The sequence below is a fragment of the Serratia bockelmannii genome, from assembly GCF_008011855.1.
In the GTDB taxonomy this organism is placed as follows: Bacteria; Pseudomonadota; Gammaproteobacteria; order Enterobacterales; family Enterobacteriaceae; genus Serratia; species Serratia bockelmannii.
The window spans coordinates 1,829,085-1,847,248 of sequence record NZ_VOUX01000033.1; the positions used below are offsets into that span (position 1 = coordinate 1,829,085).

At 60.9% G+C, this 18,164-nt stretch carries 15 protein-coding genes and 2 rRNA genes; 12 read left to right on the top strand and 5 right to left on the bottom strand.

Features of this window, described 5'->3' with window-relative positions:
* The first annotated feature begins 49 nt into the window (after nt 1-49).
* Nucleotides 50-1,051: a glycine betaine/L-proline ABC transporter substrate-binding protein ProX gene (proX, locus tag FOT55_RS25285; protein ID WP_025303998.1), complete on the top strand. Its 1,002-nt coding sequence runs from the start codon at nt 50-52 to the stop codon at nt 1,049-1,051.
* A 30-nt stretch (nt 1,052-1,081) separates the two neighbouring features.
* Here proX and FOT55_RS25290 read toward each other — a convergent pair whose 3' ends face one another.
* Complete coding sequence (locus FOT55_RS25290; RefSeq protein WP_147824215.1) at nt 1,082-1,960, bottom strand: LysR family transcriptional regulator; 879 nt, start codon at nt 1,958-1,960, stop codon at nt 1,082-1,084.
* A 105-nt stretch (nt 1,961-2,065) separates the two neighbouring features.
* On the opposite strand from FOT55_RS25290, the gene FOT55_RS25295 reads away from it, so the two are divergent.
* The 7 genes from FOT55_RS25295 to emrB all read left to right on the top strand — a co-directional run bounded on the left by FOT55_RS25295 (nt 2,066) and on the right by emrB (nt 9,381).
* Nucleotides 2,066-3,265, top strand: a complete 1,200-nt coding sequence (locus tag FOT55_RS25295) for an MFS transporter (protein ID WP_142591351.1) — start codon at nt 2,066-2,068, stop codon at nt 3,263-3,265.
* A 121-nt stretch (nt 3,266-3,386) separates the two neighbouring features.
* The gene (locus FOT55_RS25300) at nt 3,387-4,133 is read left to right on the top strand and encodes an AzlC family ABC transporter permease (RefSeq protein WP_025304000.1); all 747 of its coding nucleotides are present in this window, start codon (nt 3,387-3,389) and stop codon (nt 4,131-4,133) included.
* Nucleotides 4,123-4,470, top strand: a complete 348-nt coding sequence (ygaH, locus tag FOT55_RS25305) for an L-valine transporter subunit YgaH (RefSeq protein ID WP_025304001.1) — start codon at nt 4,123-4,125, stop codon at nt 4,468-4,470. The genes FOT55_RS25300 and ygaH overlap by 11 nt, the downstream gene beginning before the upstream one ends.
* A 161-nt stretch (nt 4,471-4,631) precedes the next feature.
* On the top strand, nt 4,632-5,150 hold the full coding sequence (gene mprA / locus FOT55_RS25310) for a transcriptional repressor MprA (RefSeq protein ID WP_025160249.1): 519 nt from the start codon (nt 4,632-4,634) through the stop codon (nt 5,148-5,150).
* 27 nt (nt 5,151-5,177) lie between these two features.
* A complete protein-coding gene (locus FOT55_RS25315) occupies nt 5,178-6,629 on the top strand; it encodes an efflux transporter outer membrane subunit (RefSeq protein ID WP_025304002.1) in 1,452 nt (483 codons plus the stop codon).
* 23 nt (nt 6,630-6,652) lie between these two features.
* A complete protein-coding gene (gene emrA, locus FOT55_RS25320; RefSeq protein WP_043143796.1) occupies nt 6,653-7,825 on the top strand; it encodes a multidrug efflux MFS transporter periplasmic adaptor subunit EmrA in 1,173 nt (390 codons plus the stop codon).
* Nucleotides 7,826-7,842: 17 nt separating this feature from the next.
* Nucleotides 7,843-9,381 (top strand): multidrug efflux MFS transporter permease subunit EmrB, encoded by a 1,539-nt coding sequence (emrB, locus tag FOT55_RS25325; protein WP_043143795.1) that lies wholly within the window; start codon nt 7,843-7,845, stop codon nt 9,379-9,381.
* A 60-nt stretch (nt 9,382-9,441) separates the two neighbouring features.
* On the opposite strand, the gene FOT55_RS25330 is transcribed toward emrB, so the two are convergent.
* On the bottom strand, nt 9,442-10,530 hold the full coding sequence (locus FOT55_RS25330; RefSeq protein ID WP_025304005.1) for a tRNA/rRNA methyltransferase: 1,089 nt from the start codon (nt 10,528-10,530) through the stop codon (nt 9,442-9,444).
* Between the two features lie 207 nt (nt 10,531-10,737).
* Between FOT55_RS25330 and trxC the strand changes: the two genes are divergently transcribed.
* The 4 genes from trxC to pssA all read left to right on the top strand — a co-directional run bounded on the left by trxC (nt 10,738) and on the right by pssA (nt 16,167).
* Nucleotides 10,738-11,157: a thioredoxin TrxC gene (trxC, locus tag FOT55_RS25335; protein ID WP_004928868.1), complete on the top strand. Its 420-nt coding sequence runs from the start codon at nt 10,738-10,740 to the stop codon at nt 11,155-11,157.
* A 115-nt stretch (nt 11,158-11,272) separates the two neighbouring features.
* A complete protein-coding gene (locus tag FOT55_RS25340; protein WP_038629863.1) occupies nt 11,273-11,962 on the top strand; it encodes a tRNA-uridine aminocarboxypropyltransferase in 690 nt (229 codons plus the stop codon).
* 48 nt (nt 11,963-12,010) lie between these two features.
* Nucleotides 12,011-14,659 carry a bifunctional acetate--CoA ligase family protein/GNAT family N-acetyltransferase gene (locus FOT55_RS25345; protein WP_049205228.1) on the top strand — a complete coding sequence of 883 codons (2,649 nt, stop codon included), beginning with the start codon at nt 12,011-12,013 and terminating at the stop codon, nt 14,657-14,659.
* 152 nt (nt 14,660-14,811) lie between these two features.
* Entirely contained in the window at nt 14,812-16,167 is a 1,356-nt protein-coding gene (pssA, locus tag FOT55_RS25350; RefSeq protein ID WP_025304007.1) for a CDP-diacylglycerol--serine O-phosphatidyltransferase, read from the top strand.
* Between the two features lie 36 nt (nt 16,168-16,203).
* Here the strand turns inward: pssA and FOT55_RS25355 are convergent, their stop codons facing one another.
* The 3 genes from FOT55_RS25355 to FOT55_RS25365 form a co-directional block, all read right to left on the bottom strand.
* On the bottom strand, nt 16,204-17,514 hold the full coding sequence (locus tag FOT55_RS25355) for an MFS family transporter (protein WP_025304008.1): 1,311 nt from the start codon (nt 17,512-17,514) through the stop codon (nt 16,204-16,206).
* Between the two features lie 256 nt (nt 17,515-17,770).
* A 5S ribosomal RNA gene (rrf, locus tag FOT55_RS25360) occupies nt 17,771-17,886 on the bottom strand.
* Nucleotides 17,887-17,985: 99 nt separating this feature from the next.
* Nucleotides 17,986-18,164 (bottom strand): 23S ribosomal RNA (locus FOT55_RS25365); the annotation flags it as partial.

Below are 18,164 nucleotides of genomic sequence, written 5' to 3' on the forward strand. Positions count from 1 at the left end.
TGCGGCCCCGGCGGGCTATGACACCACCACATCGAAAGAGGGAAACACTATGCGCACCACGGGCATCTGGGCTCTCGCCCTGACGACGCTGATTGGCTCACAGAGCGCCATCGCGGCAGACTTACCCGGCAAGGGGATCGCGGTACAGCCGGTGCAAAGCACCATTTCCGAAGAGACGTTCCAGACGCTGCTGGTCAGCAAGGCGCTGGAGAAATTGGGTTACGACGTGAAGGAACCGCGTGAAGTGGATTACAACGTCGCCTACACCTCCATTGCCTCCGGCGATGCGACCTTTATCGCGGTCAACTGGGACCCGCTGCACGCCGATCAGTACAAGGCCGCCGGCGGCGACGCCAAGTTCTACCGTGAAGGCGTCTACGTCAACGGCGCCGCGCAGGGTTACCTGATCGACAAGAAAACCGCCGAGCAGTATCACATCACCAACGTCGAACAGCTCAAGGATCCCAAGATCGCCAAGCTGTTCGACACCAACGGCGACGGCAAGGCCGATCTGACTGGCTGCACCCCGGGTTGGGGCTGCGAAGCGGTGATCAACCACCACATCAAGGCCTATGGCCTGAGCAATACCGTCGAGCACAACCAGGGCAACTACGCGGCGATGATCGCCGACACCATCACCCGCTACAAAGAGGGCAAACCGGTGCTGTATTACACCTGGACACCGTACTGGGTCAGTGATGTGATGGTGCCGGGCCGCGACGTGGTCTGGCTGCAGGTGCCATTCTCTTCGCTGCCGGGCGAGCAGAAGAACGTCGACACCAAGCTGCCTAACGGCGCCAACTACGGCTTCCCGGTCAACACCATGCGCATCGCCGCCAACAAGCAGTGGGCCGAAGCCAATCCTGCGGCCGCCAAGCTGTTCGCCATCATGAAGCTGCCGATCGCCGACATCAATGCGCAAAACCTGCGCATGCATGAAGGCCAGGCTTCGGAAGCCGATATCCAGAACCACGTTAACGGCTGGATCAAGGCGCACCAGGCGACCTTCGACGGCTGGGTGAAAACCGCCGCCGAAGCGGCGAAGTCGTAACCGTTCAGGGGCGCCGCCTTTGCCGCGCCCCTACCCCGCCATATCGATGCCGCTGAACTGTAAAAAACGTGCGGCGGCATTCGACAAGGGCTGCGGCCAGATGCAATACACCTGGCGCCGCGGCCCGTCTTCAATCGGAATCGACACCAGCGCGCTTAAGCGTTGCGCGGTCGAGACAGGTACGATACCCGCCGCCAATCCGCGCCGCACCAGATTCTCCAGCCATTCGATATGATCGATTTCAAAACTGACGTGCCGGCGGATACCCGCCGCCTGGAAGGCGCGATCGGTTTGGCGTCGCGCGCCGGTGCCGCTGTAGAAATCCACCAGCGGCACTTCCGCCAACGCCTGCAGGTTCACCCGCTCGCGATTAGCCAGCGGGTGCTGCGGCGCCACCAGCGCCACCAATGGCTCATCGGTCAACTGCCGGTGCGACATCGGCAGTAAATCGACATCGCCGGGCCAGATGCCGACGAACGCCATATCGCACTTCTGCTGACGCACATCCTCCAGCAGGGCTTCGCTCATGCCAACGTACAGGCGGATGTTCACCGCCGGATAGTGGCGATGAAACTTGTCGAGCTTTTCGGTCAGATCAATCGCGTTTATGGTTGAAATTGTGCCGATGGTCAGGGTGCCGGACATCGCATCGCCGGCGGCGGTCACCTCTTCCACCAGCGCCTGCTGCGCCGCCAATAGGCGCTGCGCCGACGGAATGAAAGCCTGGCCGGCGGGGGTCAACCGCACCCGGCGCGAGGTGCGTTCAAACAGCGTACAGCCCAGCTCTTCTTCCAGTTTTGCGATCTGGTGGCTGAGCGCCGACTGCACCGTATGGCAGCGCTGTGCCGCCCGGGTGAAACTCTGTTCTTCCGCCACCGCCAGCGCATAGCGGATCTGTTTCAGGTTCATGGCATCTATCTTGAAATGAGATAAATCAAATGAAAATTATACATTGGTTTCCACAGACGCGTTGCCGGATACTGCGCGCTATCTTCTTCCCGTGATGAAAAAATCATGAATCCACAAAACGCCCATCCGGGCCTCAGCCCGGCGCTGACCGTGCTGATTGCCATCGCCACCGGCCTGGCGGTCGCCAGCAACTATTACGCGCAACCGCTGCTGGAAACCATCGCCACCAGTTTCAACCTGTCGGTCAACCAGGCCGGCTTTATCGTCACCGCCGCGCAGCTCGGTTACGCCACCGGCCTGCTGCTGCTGGTGCCGCTCGGCGATATGTTCGAACGCCGCGGCCTGATCGTGTTCATGACGCTGCTGGCCGCCGGGGGCATGCTGATCACCGCCACCTCCGCCACGCTGCCGATGATGATCCTCGGCACCGCGCTCACCGGGCTGTTCTCGGTAGTGGCGCAGATCCTGGTGCCGCTGGCCGCCACGCTGGCCCACCCGGAAAAGCGCGGCAAGACCGTCGGCATCATCATGAGCGGCCTGCTGCTCGGCATCCTGCTGGCGCGAACCGTCGCGGGCGCGCTGGCGTCGTTCGGCGGCTGGCGCACCATCTACTGGGTCGCCAGCGTGCTGATGATCCTGATGGCGCTGATCCTGTGGCGCGCGCTGCCGCGCTATAAGCAACACTCCGGGCTGAACTACCCACAGCTGCTGGCCTCGATCTTCAACCTGTTCTGCCGCACGCCGCTGCTGCGCACCCGCGCCATCCTCGGCGCCCTTTCGTTCGCCAACTTCAGCGTGCTCTGGACCTCAATGGCCTTTCTGCTCGCCGCGCCGCCGTTCAACTATTCCGAGGGGGTGATCGGGCTGTTCGGCCTGGTGGGCGCCGCCGGGGCGCTGGCCGCTTCGCGCGCCGGGCATCTGGCGGACAAAGGTAAAGCCGGGTTGACCACCACCGTCGGCCTGGTGTTGTTACTGCTGTCCTGGATCCCTATCGCGTTAGCCAAACAGTCGCTATGGGCGCTGATCGCCGGCATTCTGATCCTCGATCTGGCGGTGCAGGCGGTGCACGTCACCAACCAGAGCGTGATGTACCGCATCATGCCGGACGCGCGCAACCGCCTGACAGCCGGCTACATGACCAGCTACTTTATCGGCGGCGCGCTCGGTTCTCTGCTCTCCGCCTCGGCCTATCAGCATGCCGGCTGGTACGGCGTGGCCGCCGCCGGCGGGGTGTTATGCCTGCTCAACCTGCTGACCTGGTGGCTCGGCAAGCACCACGATCCGCAAGGGCCAGCGACAATCTGATTATCGTGCAAATAGTCACTAAAGAAATTTATTAGCGGTGCAGGGTATAAACATTACTTACTCTCTGGTAATGTTCTGGGCATAAACTATTGAAGTCCTATCTACCCTGCGATCCACAACCATGCAAAGCCAAGCTGCAGACAGCCTCAATCCGCCCGCCGTCAGCGCCACCTTCGCCAACGGCGTCGTCGACAGTTTGCCGATCGTCATCGGGTATGTCCCGGTGGCGTTCGCCTTCGGCCTCAGCGCCGTCAAACTGGGCTTTTCCCCGCTGGAAAGCCTTTTCTTCTCCTGCATCATCTACGCCGGCGCCAGCCAGTTCGTGATCACCGCCCTGCTGAGCGCCGGCATGTCGCTGTGGGTCTCCGCGTTGACGGTGATGGCGATGGACGTGCGCCACCTGCTGTACGGCCCGGCGCTGCGTCACCGTATCGTCTCGCGCATGTCGCCCGGTAAAACGGCAATGTGGGCTTTTGGTCTGACCGATGAGGTCTTCGCCGCCGCCACCGCCAAGCTGATGCGCAATAACCGCAGCTGGAGCGAAAACTGGATGCTGGGCATCGCGCTCTGTTCCTGGCTTTCCTGGGTAGCCGGCACCGCGCTCGGCGCGCTGTTCGGCAACGGCCCGCTGGAGCAGTTCCCGGTGATCGAGGCCTCGCTGGCCTTCATGCTGCCGGCGCTGTTTCTCAGTTTCCTGCTGGCTGCTTTCCGGCGCCCGCAGAGCCTGACCATCGCTGCCTCATTGGCCGGTGCGCTGCTCGGCGTGGTGCTGTTCTCCATCCCGGTCGCCATTTTGGCCGGCATCGGCGCCGGTTGCGTCGCCGCTCTGTTCCAACCTGCCCCTGCGGAGGCCAGCCATGAACACTGATGTACTGGTGATCGGCCTGGTGGTGGGCTGCGCCAATTACTTGTTCCGTTATCTGCCGCTGCGGCTGGCGCCGGCGCGCGCCCAGCCCGGCCTCAAACGCGGTAAAGCCGCCCTGCTACTCGACAGCATTGGCATCGCCTCGATCTGCGCCCTGCTGGTGGTCTCCAGCACGCCGGTGGTGATGCGCGAACCCGACAAGCTGCTGCCGACGTTGGCGGGGTTCGCCGCGCTGGCGCTGTGCTTCTACCGCAGTAAAAGCATCATTCTGTCGACGCTGCTCGGCGCGACGGCCTTTGGCGTCACATTAAAGCTGTTAATGCTTTTCGGTCCAGGCTGACGCCGCGCCGAACGTTTGGCTTCGCTTTGGCGTTTTCATGCGCCACATCTTTACAAACTCTGACAAATGACACGAATTGCTAAATTATCCGCACGGCTGAACATTTACATTATTAGTCACCGTCGTTACTATCTCGAACGAAATTAATGAGGCCCTAAATTATGGAAAGCTCGTTTGCCCCCATAGAACAAATGCTGAATTTCCGCGCCACCCGGCAGAAAGATTTCCCGTATCAGGAAATCCTGCTGACCCGCCTGTGCATGCACATGCAAGGCAAGTTGCTGGAAAATCGCAACAAGATGCTGAAGGCGCAAGGGATTAACGAAACACTGTTTATGGCGCTGATTACCCTGGATGCGCAGGAGAGCCACAGCATCCAACCTTCTGAGCTAAGCTCTGCCTTAGGCTCCTCGCGCACCAATGCGACCCGCATCGCCGACGAGCTGGAGAAACGCGGTTGGATCGAGCGCCGTGAAAGCGATAACGATCGCCGCTGCCTGCATCTGCATCTGACGCCGCAGGGGGAAGAATTTCTCAGTCAACTGCTGCCGCCGCAGCACCAATGTCTGCATTTCCTGTGGTCCACGCTGACCGACGATGAGCAAAAACAGCTGGAACAGCTGACGCGCAAATTGCTGGCACGTCTGGATCAAATGGAAATCACAGAACAGTTATCCTAATTCACAATTTCTGTTCAGGTACCTATTATGCGATCCCCATTTAACTGGAGATTCACCCCGCTGTTCGCCGTATTGCTGCTGGCCGGGTGTGCTTCTACCGATAATATTGCCCCGCAATCCACGCTGATGGATCCGCAGAGCCTGCAGTTGGCTCAGCCGAAAGTCAGTTCGCTGGCCGTCAGCCCGCAGTGGTGGCGCGCCCTCAAGGATCCGCAGTTGGATGCCCTGATGACGCAGACGCTGCAAAACTCGCCGACCCTGCGTCAAGCCGCCGCCCGCGTGCGCGAAGCGCAGAGCGTGGTGGGCGAAGCCAACGCCGCCAACGGGCCGAACCTGGATCTGAACGCCAGCACCCAGCGTCAACGCGTGCCGCAAAACGTCAATATGGGGTTGGGGTATCCGCATAAGCCGATCTATTCAAGCTCCAACTCCCTGGGGTTGAACCTGGCGTACGAATTCGACTGGTGGGGTAAATACCGCAACCAGGTGAACGCCGCCAAAGCGCAAGTGAACGCTGCGCGCGCCGAGCAGGAACAGGCGGCGCTGACGCTGACCAGTTCGGTGGCGTCCGCCTACTACCAGCTGCAAAGCAATCTGGCGCTCGAAAAGCTACTGCAGCAGGAAGTAAACAACAATGAACGCCTGACTGCGCTGCGCCAACAGCGCTATCAGGCCGGGCTGACCGGCGTCGACGTGCCGCAACAAACCCAGGCGCAGTCCGACGTCGCCAAACAGCAGATCCTGCAGCTGCAGTCGCAAATCGAACAGCTCAGACACCAGCTCGCCGCGCTGGCGGGCCAAGGGCCGAACGCCATGCAGCACCTGCGTCAGGTGCCGTTGCCCGCAGACAACCTGATGGCACCGCAGGGCGAGCTGACGGCGGATCTGCTGGGCAAACGCCCGGACATCGCCGCGCAACGCCAGCTGGTGGAGTCTTACAGCCAGCGCGTCAGCGCCGCGCGTAAGGAGTTTTACCCCAGCCTGACCATTTCAGCCTTCGCCGGCCTGATGACCACCAACACCAGTGGCACCAGCCCGAATCTGTTTGAAGCGGCCAGCCAGGCCTGGAACGTGATGCCGGCGATTTCGCTGCCGATCTTCCACGCCGGGGCGCTGCGCAGCAAGCTGGGCGAGGAATCCGCGCTGTATGACGAAGCGGTGGAATCCTATAACCAAACCATCCTGAATGCGGTACAGGAAACCGCCGACGCCATCACCATCCAGCAGAGTTCTGCGCAACAGCAGCTGCAGGCGGCGTCCGCGGCCCAGTCGATGCAACAGGTGTATCAGGTCGCTAACGCCCGTTACCAGGCAGGGATTATCGGGCGCGACGATCTGTTGACCAGCCAGACGCAGCTATTGCAGCAGCAACAGGCGGAGTTAAATGCCAGCAGCAACTTACTGCAGGCGAAGATAGGACTGATCCGTGCGCTGGGCGGTGGCTATCAGGCCCCGGCCGCAGCGGATTCGAAAGCATAATAATATAAGGCTTGGAGAACACCATGAGCGCGAGCGCGGAAATCCAAAACCCGCAGCAGCCGAGCGGCAAAAAGAAGCAGCGTAAATTTTGGCTGCTGTTGCTGACGGTTATTTTCATTGTTATAGGGGTGGCTTACTTAGTGTATTGGTTCCTGGTGCTGCGTCATCATCAGGAAACCGACGACGCCTACGTCTCCGGCAACCAGGTGCAGATCATGGCCCAGGTGTCCGGTAGCGTGAACAGCGTCAATTTCGACAACACCGACTACGTCAAGCAGGGCGACGTACTGCTGACGCTCGATCCGACCGATGCCGAGCAGGCGTTTGAACGCGCCAAAACCGGCCTGGCCAACAGCGTGCGTCAGACCCACCAGCTGATCATCAATAGCAAGCAGTATCAGGCCAACATCGCCCTGCGCAAGACCGATCTGAGCAAGGCCGAGAACGATCTGAAACGCCGCGTGGTGCTGGGCAGCGTTGACGCCATCGGCCGCGAAGAGCTGCAACACGCTCGCGATGCGGTCGACAGCGCCAAGGCCGCGCTGGAAGTGGCGGTGCAGCAATACAACGCCAACCAGGCGATGGTACTGAATACCCCGCTGGAACAGCAGCCGGCAATCCAACAGGCCGCCGCGCAGATGCGTGACGCCTGGCTGGCGCTGCAGCGTACCAAAGTGATCAGCCCCATTACCGGTTATGTCTCGCGTCGCAGCGTGCAGGTCGGCGCGCAGATCGCCGCCGGTTCGCCGCTGATGGCGGTGGTGCCGGCCGATCACATCTGGGTTGACGCCAACTTCAAGGAAACCCAGATCGCCAACATGCGCATCGGCCAGCCGGCAACGGTAGTCAGCGATGTCTACGGCGATGACGTGGTGTATCAAGGCAAAGTGGTCGGTATCGATATGGGCACCGGCAGCGCCTTCTCGCTGCTGCCGGCCCAGAACGCCACCGGCAACTGGATCAAGGTGGTGCAACGTCTGCCGGTGCGTATTGAGCTCGACGCCAAGCAGGTGGCCGATCATCCGCTGCGCATCGGTCTTTCGACGCTGGTGACCGTCGACACCGCCAATCTGGACGGCCGCGTGCTCTCTGACGTGGTGCGCGACAAACCGCTGTACCAGAGCGACGCGCTGGCGTTGAATCTGGCGCCGGTTAACCAGCTGATCGCTGACGTGATCCATGCGAACGCCGGCTAAGCGCGCGGGAGGCCATCTTGCCACAGAAACCGCTTGAAGGCGCCCAGCTCGCCTGGATGACGGTCGCGCTCGCCATGGCGACCTTCATGCAGGTGCTGGACTCCACCATCGCCAACGTGGCGATCCCCACCATTGCCGGTAACCTCGGGTCCTCCAACTCGCAGGGGACCTGGGTGATCACCTCGTTCGGCGTGGCGAACGCCATCTCGATCCCGATCACCGGCTGGCTGGCGAAGCGCATCGGCGAAGTGCGGCTGTTCCTCTGGTCCACCGCGCTGTTCGTCCTCGCTTCCTGGCTGTGCGGCATCTCCAACAGCCTCGGCATGCTGATCTTCTTCCGCGTGATCCAGGGCGTGGTGGCCGGGCCGCTGATCCCGCTGTCGCAGAGCCTGTTGCTGAACAACTACCCGCCCGCCAAGCGAGCGATGGCCCTGGCGCTCTGGTCGATGACCGTGATCGTCGCGCCGATCTTCGGGCCGATCCTCGGCGGTTACATCAGCGACAACTACCATTGGGGTTGGATCTTCTTCATCAACATCCCGATCGGCGCCTTCGTTATCATGGCGGCGATGGCGACGCTGAAGGGGCGAGAAACCAAAACCGAGATCAAACCGATCGACACGGTTGGACTGGTGCTGCTGATCGTCGGCATCGGTTCGCTGCAGGTGATGCTCGATCAGGGCAAGGAGCTGGACTGGTTCAACTCGACCGAGATCATCACCCTGACCGTCGTGGCGGTCGTAGCGCTGTTGTTCCTGGTGGTCTGGGAGCTGACGGATGACCATCCGGTGGTGGATCTGTCGCTGTTCAAGTCGCGCAACTTCACCATCGGCTGCCTGTGCATCAGTCTGGCGTACATGCTGTACTTCGGCGCCATCGTGCTGTTGCCGCAGCTGCTGCAAGAGGTGTACGGCTATACCGCCACCTGGGCCGGGCTGGCGTCGGCGCCGGTCGGGCTGATCCCGGTGCTGCTGTCGCCGATCATCGGCAAGTTCGGCAACCGGCTCGACATGCGCAGGCTGGTGACCTTCAGCTTCATCATGTATGCCGTGTGCTTCTACTGGCGCGCCTATACGTTTGAACCGGGCATGGACTTCGGCGCTTCCGCCTGGCCGCAGTTCGTCCAGGGCTTCGCCATCGCCTGCTTCTTCATGCCGTTGACCACCATTACGCTGTCCGGCCTGCCGCCGGAGCGTATGGCGGCGGCATCGAGCCTGTCGAACTTCACGCGAACCCTGGCGGGCTCGATCGGTACCTCGATCACCACCACCCTGTGGACGCAGCGCGAATCGCAGCACCATTCGCAGCTGACGGAGTTCGTCAACCCGTACAACCCGCAGTCGCAGGAGATGTACCGGCAACTGGAGCAGCTCGGCATGAGCAAGCAGCAGGCGTCGGCGTATATCGCCAACGAGATCACCGCGCAGGGCCTGATCATCTCCGCCAACGAGATCTTCTGGCTGTCGGCCGGGGTGTTCCTGGTACTGCTGGTGCTGGTATGGGTGGCGAAACCGCCGTTCAGCTCTGGCGGCGGTGGGGGCGGCGGCGCTCACTAAGCTTCAATAAACGAAACGGGCGCCCTGGGGCGCCCGTTTTTTTATCCGACGTAGAACAGATTACGCCTGATTCTGACGCCACCAGTCCGCCAGCAGAATGCCGGTCGCCACGGAAACGTTCAGGCTTTCCACTTTGCCGGTGCCGCCGATAGACACGTTCATGTCGCCCTGTTGCCAGGCGCCGTCGCTGAGGCCGTCACGCTCCTGGCCCAGCACCAGCACCATCTTGGCTGGCAGCTTGGCCTGCGCCAGCGCGGTGCCTTTGTGGCTGGAGGTGGTGACGATGGTGTAACCCGCCTTGCGGAAGGTATCCAGCACCGACAGGAAATCATCGGCGTTGATCGCCTTGATGTGCTCCGCGCCGCCTTCTGCGGTACGCACCGCCGCGCCGGACTCCAGCAGCGCCGGATCCTGCAGCAGCACGCCGTTGACGCCAAAGTGGGCGCACGAACGGACGATGGCGCCCAGGTTGTGCGGGTTGCCCACTTCTTCCAGCGCCAGCACGCAGTCGGTCGCCGGTGCGGTTTTCAGGTAGGTCTGCGCATCCAGGCCCTGACGCTTTTTGATCAGGAAGCAGACGCCGCCGTGGTGCTCAGTGCCGGAAGCCTTGGCCAGCTCTTCCTCATCCACCACGTGGTAGGCTTTGCGGTTAGCCGCCATCCAGCGCAGCGCTTCACGGAAGCGCGGCGTGACCGACTGCACGAACCAGGCGCGCACGATCGCTTCCGGGCGGCTGGCGAACAGCGCCTGACAGGCGTTTTCACCGTAAACGCGGGTTTCTTCCGCGCGCTGGCGGCGCAGCTGTTCCGGATCGATGAAGCTTTTGCCGCTGATGCCACCGTGATCGAACGCCGGCTCTTCATTCGGTGCCCGCGAGACGGTTCTCCACGGTGACTCGTTGCCACCGCGATCTTCAGTGCGCGCCGGACGGCGAGGACGATCGCTTTCACTGCGGCGGGAGTCGGCGCCGCGGCGATCGTTGCCGCCACGCGCCTTGTCTTGACCAGTGCGGCCCGAGCGCGCACCGTCAGCCGGACGGCCTTTGCCAGCCGGACGTTTATTCTTGTTGCGGTCATCGCCATTGTCGTCGTCATTGCGGACGTACATCACTTTGACTTTACCGTTCTTGCCACTAAATGAATCGTTCATTGTCTTCTCCACCAACGCGCAGGGCGCGAAGATTACCTGATGTTGGTGCACGAAGCCACCAACTTGCGCTAAAAGCTCCCAACTATCACATCCATTGAACAAACCTCATTGTTCACGCGCCGGGTTTTGCCGATAATTGTCAGCATTAAAGAAACATCTCCGCAACCGCGTTGCGGGGACCCGGTTTTCTCAGTACCCGAGGTCAACATGAATACAGTTTGTGCAGCTTGCAATGCCACCAACCGTGTGCCGGAAGAACGTCTGGCGGACAACGCGAAATGCGGCCGCTGCGGCCACGAGCTCTTCGACGGTGAAGTGATCAACGCCACCGCCGCCACGCTGGACCAGTTGCTGCAGGACGATCTGCCGGTCGTGGTCGATTTCTGGGCGCCGTGGTGCGGCCCGTGCCGCAGCTTTGCGCCGATCTTTGAAGACGTGGCCGAAGAGCGCGCCGGCAAAGTGCGCTTCGTGAAAGTGAACACCGAAGCCGAACCGGAGCTGAGCGCCCGTTTCCGCATCCGCAGCATCCCGACCATCATGGTGTTCCGTCAGGGCAAGATGGTCGACATGCTCAACGGCGCGATGCCAAAAGCGCCGTTTGACAACTGGCTCAACGAGTTAGTGTGATTCCGCAAGTATAGGCCGTATCCCGCCATCGCGCGCGAACGCGCCCCGATCGAGCCCGCCCCTCCCGGCGGGCTTTTTTCTGCGTTACAATAGCGGTTTTTCCCCCAGGATCGTTATGACCGACAACGCCGTACTTCGCCTGCGCCAATTCCGTTTAGACCGCGCCACCCGCCCTTTTTTGGCGCGCGGTTGCCGGGTGGCGCGTTGTCAGGGTTGCCTGCTGCCGCATAAAAACTGCCTGTGTGACACCATTCGCCCGCAGCAGGCCGGCAGCCGCTTCTGCCTGATCATGTTCGGCGCCGAGCCGCTCAAGCCCAGCAACACCGGGCGCCTGATCGCCGATATCCTGCCGGACACCCAGGCGTTCCTCTGGTCGCGTACCGAGGTCGATCCCGCCCTGCTGGCAGCCATCAACGATCCGACGCGGCAGCCTTATGTGGTGTTCCCCGCGTCCTACGCCGACGCCGAACGGCCGGTGTTCAATGAGCTGCCCGTCGGCGGTAAACCGCCGCTGTTCATCATGCTGGACGGCACCTGGGCAGAAGCGCGCAAAATGTTCCGTAAAAGCCCGTATCTCAATCAATTCCCGGTGTTTTCACTCAACGTCGATGCCGCATCCGACTATCAGCTGCGCGAAGCCAGCCGCGCCGAGCAGCACTGTACGGCGGAAGTGGCCGCCGCCCTGTTGCAACAGGCGGGCGATCTGCCGGCCGCCGACGGATTGAATCAGCATTTCCGCTATTTCCGTCAACAGTATCTGGCGGGAAAACCGACCCGGCCGGAGGCACCGGTCACAGCAATGTAGCCATAAAGCGCCTAAAATCAGGCGTAACGTTGCCAAAAGGAGCCGTGCATGAGCCAGCGAGGGTTAGAAGCGCTACTACGTCCCAAATCGATCGCCGTGCTGGGCGCTTCGCAGCAGCCGGGCCGTGCCGGCAACCTGATGATGAGCAACCTGCTGGCCGGCGGTTTCGGCGGGCCCATCTTGCCGGTGACGCCGCGCTACAAGGCGGTATGCGGCGTCATGGCCTATCCCGACGTCGCCAGCCTGCCGCTGACGCCGGATCTGGCGATCATCTGCACCCACGCCAAGCGTAATCTGGCGCTGATCGACGCGCTGGGCCAACGCGGCTGCAAAACCGCCATCGTGCTCTCTTCGCCACCGGAACAGTTCGCCGAGCTGAAGGCCTGCGCGCAGCGCCACGCCATGCGGCTGTTGGGCCCCAACAGCCTGGGGCTGCTGGCGCCGTGGCAGGGCATCAACGCCAGCTTCTCGCCGGTGCCGATCCAAAAGGGCAAGCTGGCGTTTATCTCGCAGTCCGCCGCCGTGGCCAACACCATTCTCGACTGGGCGCAGCAGCGCGAAGTCGGCTTCTCCTACTTCATCGCGCTGGGCGACAGCCTGGACATCGACGTCGACGACCTGCTCGACTTTTTGGCGCGCGACAGCAAGACCAGCGCCATCCTGCTGTATCTGGAAAACATCAGCGACGCACGACGCTTTCTCTCCGCCTCGCGCAGCGCCTCACGCAACAAGCCCATTCTGGTGATCAAAAGCGGCCGCAGCCAACAGGCGCAATTACTGCTCAACAGCCAGCTGGGGCTGGACGCCGCTTATGACGCCGCCATCCAGCGCGCCGGCCTGCTGCGCGTGCAGGATACTCACGAGCTGTTCTCCGCGGTGGAAACCCTCAGCCATATGCATCCGCTGCGGGGGGAACGGTTGATGATCGTCAGCAACGGGGCGGCGCCGGCGGCGATGGCGCTGGACGAACTGCTCGGCCGCAACGGCAAGCTGGCGACGCTGAGCGAGGAAAGCCTGGCGACGCTGAGCGATGCGCTGCCGGATTTCATTCGCGCCGGCAACCCGCTCGATCTGCGCGACGACGCCACGCCGCAGCGCTACCTGGCGGCTCTCGAAGCGCTGCTCGACAGCCACGACTATGACGCGCTGCTTCTGATCCATGCGCCGAGTGCGGCGGCGCCGGGCACCGCCACGGCGCAGCGGCTGATTGACGCGCTGCATCGCCATGCGCGCGGCAAGCGCATCACCTTGCTGACCAACTGGTGCGGCGAATACTCTTCTCAAGAGGCGCGCCGGCTGTTTACCGAGGCCGCCATTCCCACCTACCGCACGCCGGAAGGCGCGGTCACCGCCTTTATGCATATGGTGGAATACCGCCGCAACCAGAAGCAGCTGAAGGAGACGCCGGCGCTGCCGGTCGGCCTGACCGCCAATACCGCCGACGCTCACCGCCTGATCCATCAGGCGCTGGCCGAAGGCGCCACCCAGTTGGATACCCACGAGGTGCAATCCATTCTGCAGGCTTATGACCTGAGCACCCTGCCGACCTGGATCGCCGAAGACAGCGCCGAAGCGGTGCACATCGCCGAGCAGATCGGCTACCCGGTGGCGCTGAAGCTGCGTTCGCCGGATATTCCGCACAAATCGGAAGTTCAGGGCGTGATGCTCTACCTGCGCACCGCGACCGAAGTGCAGCGCGCGGCGGAGGCGATCCTCGACCGTGTGAAGCGTACCTACCCCCAGGCGCGCATCCATGGCCTGTTGGTGCAGAGCATGGCCAACCGCGCCGGCGCCCAGGAGCTGCGCATCGCGGTGGAGCAGGATGCCATTTTCGGCCCGTTGATCATGCTGGGAGAAGGCGGCGTAGAGTGGCGCCAGGAAAATCAGGTAGCGGTCGCGCTGCCGCCGTTGAATATGGCGCTGGCGCGTTATCTGGTGCTGCAGGCGGTGAAAGGCGGCAAGATCCGCGGGCGCAGCGCACTGCGGCCTTTAGATATCCCTGGACTAAGCCGCTTGCTGGTGCAGGTTTCCAACCTGATCCTTGACTGCCCTGAGATCGCCCGGCTGGATATTCACCCGGTGCTGGCTTCCGGCAGCGAGTTCACCCTGCTGGACGTTTCGATGCAGCTCGCACCGTTCAGCGGCGATCCGCAGGCGCGGCTGGCGATCCGCCCTTATCCGCATGAGCTGGAAGAGACTATCGCGCTGAAAGACGGCAGCCAGTGCCTGTTCCGCCCGATCCTGCCGGAAGACGAACCGGCGCTGAAACATTTCATCGACCGGGTGACCAAGGAAGATCTCTATTACCGCTACTTCAGCGAGATCAACGAGTTTACCCATGACGATTTGGCCAACATGACGCAGATCGACTACGATCGAGAAATGGCCTTTGTGGCGGTGCGCGCAGACGAGATCATCGGTGTGACCCGCGCGCTGTCCGATCCGGACAACACCGACGCCGAGTTCGCCGTACTGGTGCGTTCCGATCTCAAAGGCGTGGGCCTAGGCCGTCAGCTGCTGGAGAAAATGATCGCCTACGCGCGCGCGCATGGCCTGACCCGCCTGAGCGGCATCACCATGCCGAATAACCGCGGCATGATCGCGCTGGCGCAGCGACTGGGCTTTGGCATCGAGGTGCAGCTTGAGGATGGCATCGTCAATCTGACGCTGCCGCTGCAGGCCGCCGACGCGCAGTGACCTGCGTCGCAATGCGCTACGAATCCACCACTTAACGCCAAAACATACGCACAATCGGGGCAACTAATGGTATTATCGCCCGATTATTCGGTTTATTGTTTTTATGCCTGTGGCGTTCCGGCCATCAATCATGAGAGAAGAAACGCACTGTGATGTTGTCAAAATTTAAACGTAGCAAACATCAACAACACCTTGCACAACTGCCCAAACTCCCCCAGACGGTTGCTGATGTTCGTACGTTGTACGCGCCGTCCGATTTTCGCACCACGCTGCTGAGCGCCATCGCCAACGCCACCCAACGCATCTATCTGGTGGCCCTGTATCTGGAGCATGACGACGCCGGGCGCGAGATCCTCAACGCGCTGTATCAAGCCAAGCAGCGTCGGCCCGAGCTGGAAATCTGCGTACTGGTCGACTGGCACCGCGCACAGCGCGGGCGAATCGGCGCCGCCGCCGCCAATACCAACGCCGACTGGTACTGCGCCATGGCCAGCCAACATCCGGAACAGTCGGTGCCGATCTACGGCGTGCCGGTCAATACCCGCGAAGCGTTGGGCGTTCTGCACCTGAAGGGCTTTGTGGTCGACGATACCGTGATCTACAGCGGCGCCAGCATCAACGACGTTTATCTGCATCAGCATGAGAAATACCGTTACGATCGCTACCAGCTGATCACCAATGAGGTGTTGGCCGATACCCTGATCGATTACATCAAGCAGCATCTGCTCACCGCCGGCGCCGTACAACGCCTCGATCGCAGCGATCGGCCGAAAAGCCCGGAGATCAAAAACGAGACCCGTCTGTTCCGTTTCGCCCTGCGCCGCGCGGGTTACCACTTCCGCGGCAAGGCCGGCAACGATGAGCTGGCGGTGACGCCGCTGGTTGGGCTTGGCAAGCAAAGCGTGCTGAATAAAACCATTCATCACCTGATGTCGTGCGCCGACCAGAAACTGACGCTGTGTACTCCCTATTTCAACCTGCCGGCGCTGCTGGTGCGCAACATCATTTATCTGCTGCGCCAGGGCAAACAGGTGGAGATCATCGTCGGCGACAAGACCGCCAACGACTTCTATATTCCGGAGGACCAGCCGTTCAAAATCATCGGCGCGCTGCCCTACCTGTACGAGATCAACCTGCGCCGCTTTCTGAGCCGCTTACAGCGTTATATCGACACCGGACAGCTGATCGTGCGTCTGTGGAAGGATGGCGATAACAGCTATCACCTGAAAGGCATGTGGGTAGACGAAGAGTGGCAGCTGATTACCGGCAATAACCTCAACCCGCGCGCCTGGCGGCTGGATCTGGAAAACGCCATTCTGATCCACGATCCCAAGCAGGAAATGCGCGAGCAGCGGCAAAAAGAGCTGGAATGCATCCGCACTCACACCACCGTGGTCGGCCACTATCAGGAGCTGCAAAGCATTCAGCAGTACCCGATCAAGGTGCGTAAGCTGATTCGCCGTCTGCGGCGTATCCGCATCGATCGGCTGATTAGCCGTATCCTGTAAGATGGACTCTGACCCCGGCCAAGGCCGGGGTTTTTATTACAGCTGTATCTCCTTGCCTTTGCGATGCAACCGGAGCGAGACCAGCAGCGCCAGCAGGCACATGCCGGAGACATACCAGAAGAAAGCGTTCTCCACGCCAAACGATTTAAGCGACAACGCGACATATTCCGCCGAACCACCGAACAGGGCATTCGCCACCGCATAAGACAAGCCTACCCCTAACGCGCGTACCTCCGGCGGGAACATCTCGGCTTTAAGCAACCCGCTGATCGCGGTGTAAAAGCTGACAACGAACAGCGCCAACACGATCAGACCGAACGCCATAAAGGGGTTGGTCACCTCTTTCAAGGCAAACAGGATCGGCACCGTCAACACCGTGGCGAAGGCTGAGAAGATCAGCATCGAGCTGCGACGGCCGATTTTGTCCGAAAACGCGCCTACCGCCGGCTGCAGCAGCATAAAGACGAACAGCGCCACGGTCATGATGGCGCTGGCCAGCTTGGCGTCCATACCAGCGGTGTTCACCAGGTATTTTTGCATGTAGGTGGTGAAGGTGTAGAAGGTCAGCGAACCGGCGGCGGTAAAGCCCAGCACCATCAGGAACGCCTTGCGGTTCTTCCACAGCCCCGTCAGCGAACCGGCATCTTTGTGGTTACGCGTCTTCGCATCGGAGGTTTCATTCAGCGAGCGGCGCAGGTACAGCGCCACCACCGCCAACACCGCCCCCAAGGCAAACGGAATACGCCATCCCCAGGCTTTCAGCTCTTCGCCGGACAATATTTGCTGCAGGATCACCAAAACCAGCAGCGCCAACAGTTGCCCGCCGATCAGCGTCACGTACTGGAACGAGGCGTAGAAGCCACGCCGCCCCTTGATTGCCACCTCGCTCATGTAGGTGGCGCTGGTGCCATACTCCCCCCCTACCGACAACCCCTGGAACAGGCGGGCAATCAGCAGCAGCGCCGGCGCCCAGCTGCCGATTGATTCATAAGTCGGCAGGCAGGCGATCACCAGCGATCCGGCGCACATCATGCAGACCGAAATCAGCATCGAGTTTTTCCGGCCATGCTTGTCAGCGATGTAGCCGAATAACCAACCTCCGATAGGTCGCATGAAGAAGCCGGCGGCGAATACCCCGGCGGTTTGCAGCAGCTGTGTCGTACTGTTGCCCGCCGGAAAAAATGAGGCAGCAAAGTAGATTGAGCAGAAGGAGTAGACGTAAAAATCAAACCACTCCACCAGATTGCCTGACGAAGCCCCGACGATAGCGAAAATGCGTTTCTTGTTATCCAGCGCTCCCTGTTCGGTGCCGTGCTCATCCCCAAGAGCCGAGGTTGTTTCTGTCATGATGTTTTCTCCGAGCCATAGCAATGATGAAATTCGGCGTCCTGCCGCCAGGTGTTACTTTATTGTTATTTATAAGTTAACAGCCAAACTTAATAGCGGACGAAGAATATCTGATATTCAGAGAAACAATGCGTTGGTTTTGTGATGAATATTAAACAGTACGATGAAAGCTGAAGCGGATTACAACGGGGATTTTCCATTTTACGCACAGCAAAAAGCCCTGAACGTCAGTTCAGGGCTTTCGGCTTTATTTGATGCCTGGCAGTGTCCTACTCTCGCATGGGGAGACCCCACACTACCATCGGCGCTACGGCGTTTCACTTCTGAGTTCGGCATGGGGTCAGGTGGGACCACCGCGCTATTGCCGCCAGGCAAATTCTGTTTCATTCCAACCGCCTCACTTCCATGAAGCCATCAGAACCAATCTCGGAACTTCGCTGAAAATCTCTCTAAAAACACCTTCGGTGTTGTAAGGTTAAGCCTCACGGATCATTAGTACTGGTTAGCTCAATGCATCGCTGCACTTACACACCCAGCCTATCAACGTCTTAGTCTTAAACGTTCCTTCAGGGGCCTTAAAGGCCCAGGGAAGACTCATCTTGAGGCAAGTTTCGCGCTTAGATGCTTTCAGCGCTTATCTTTTCCGCACT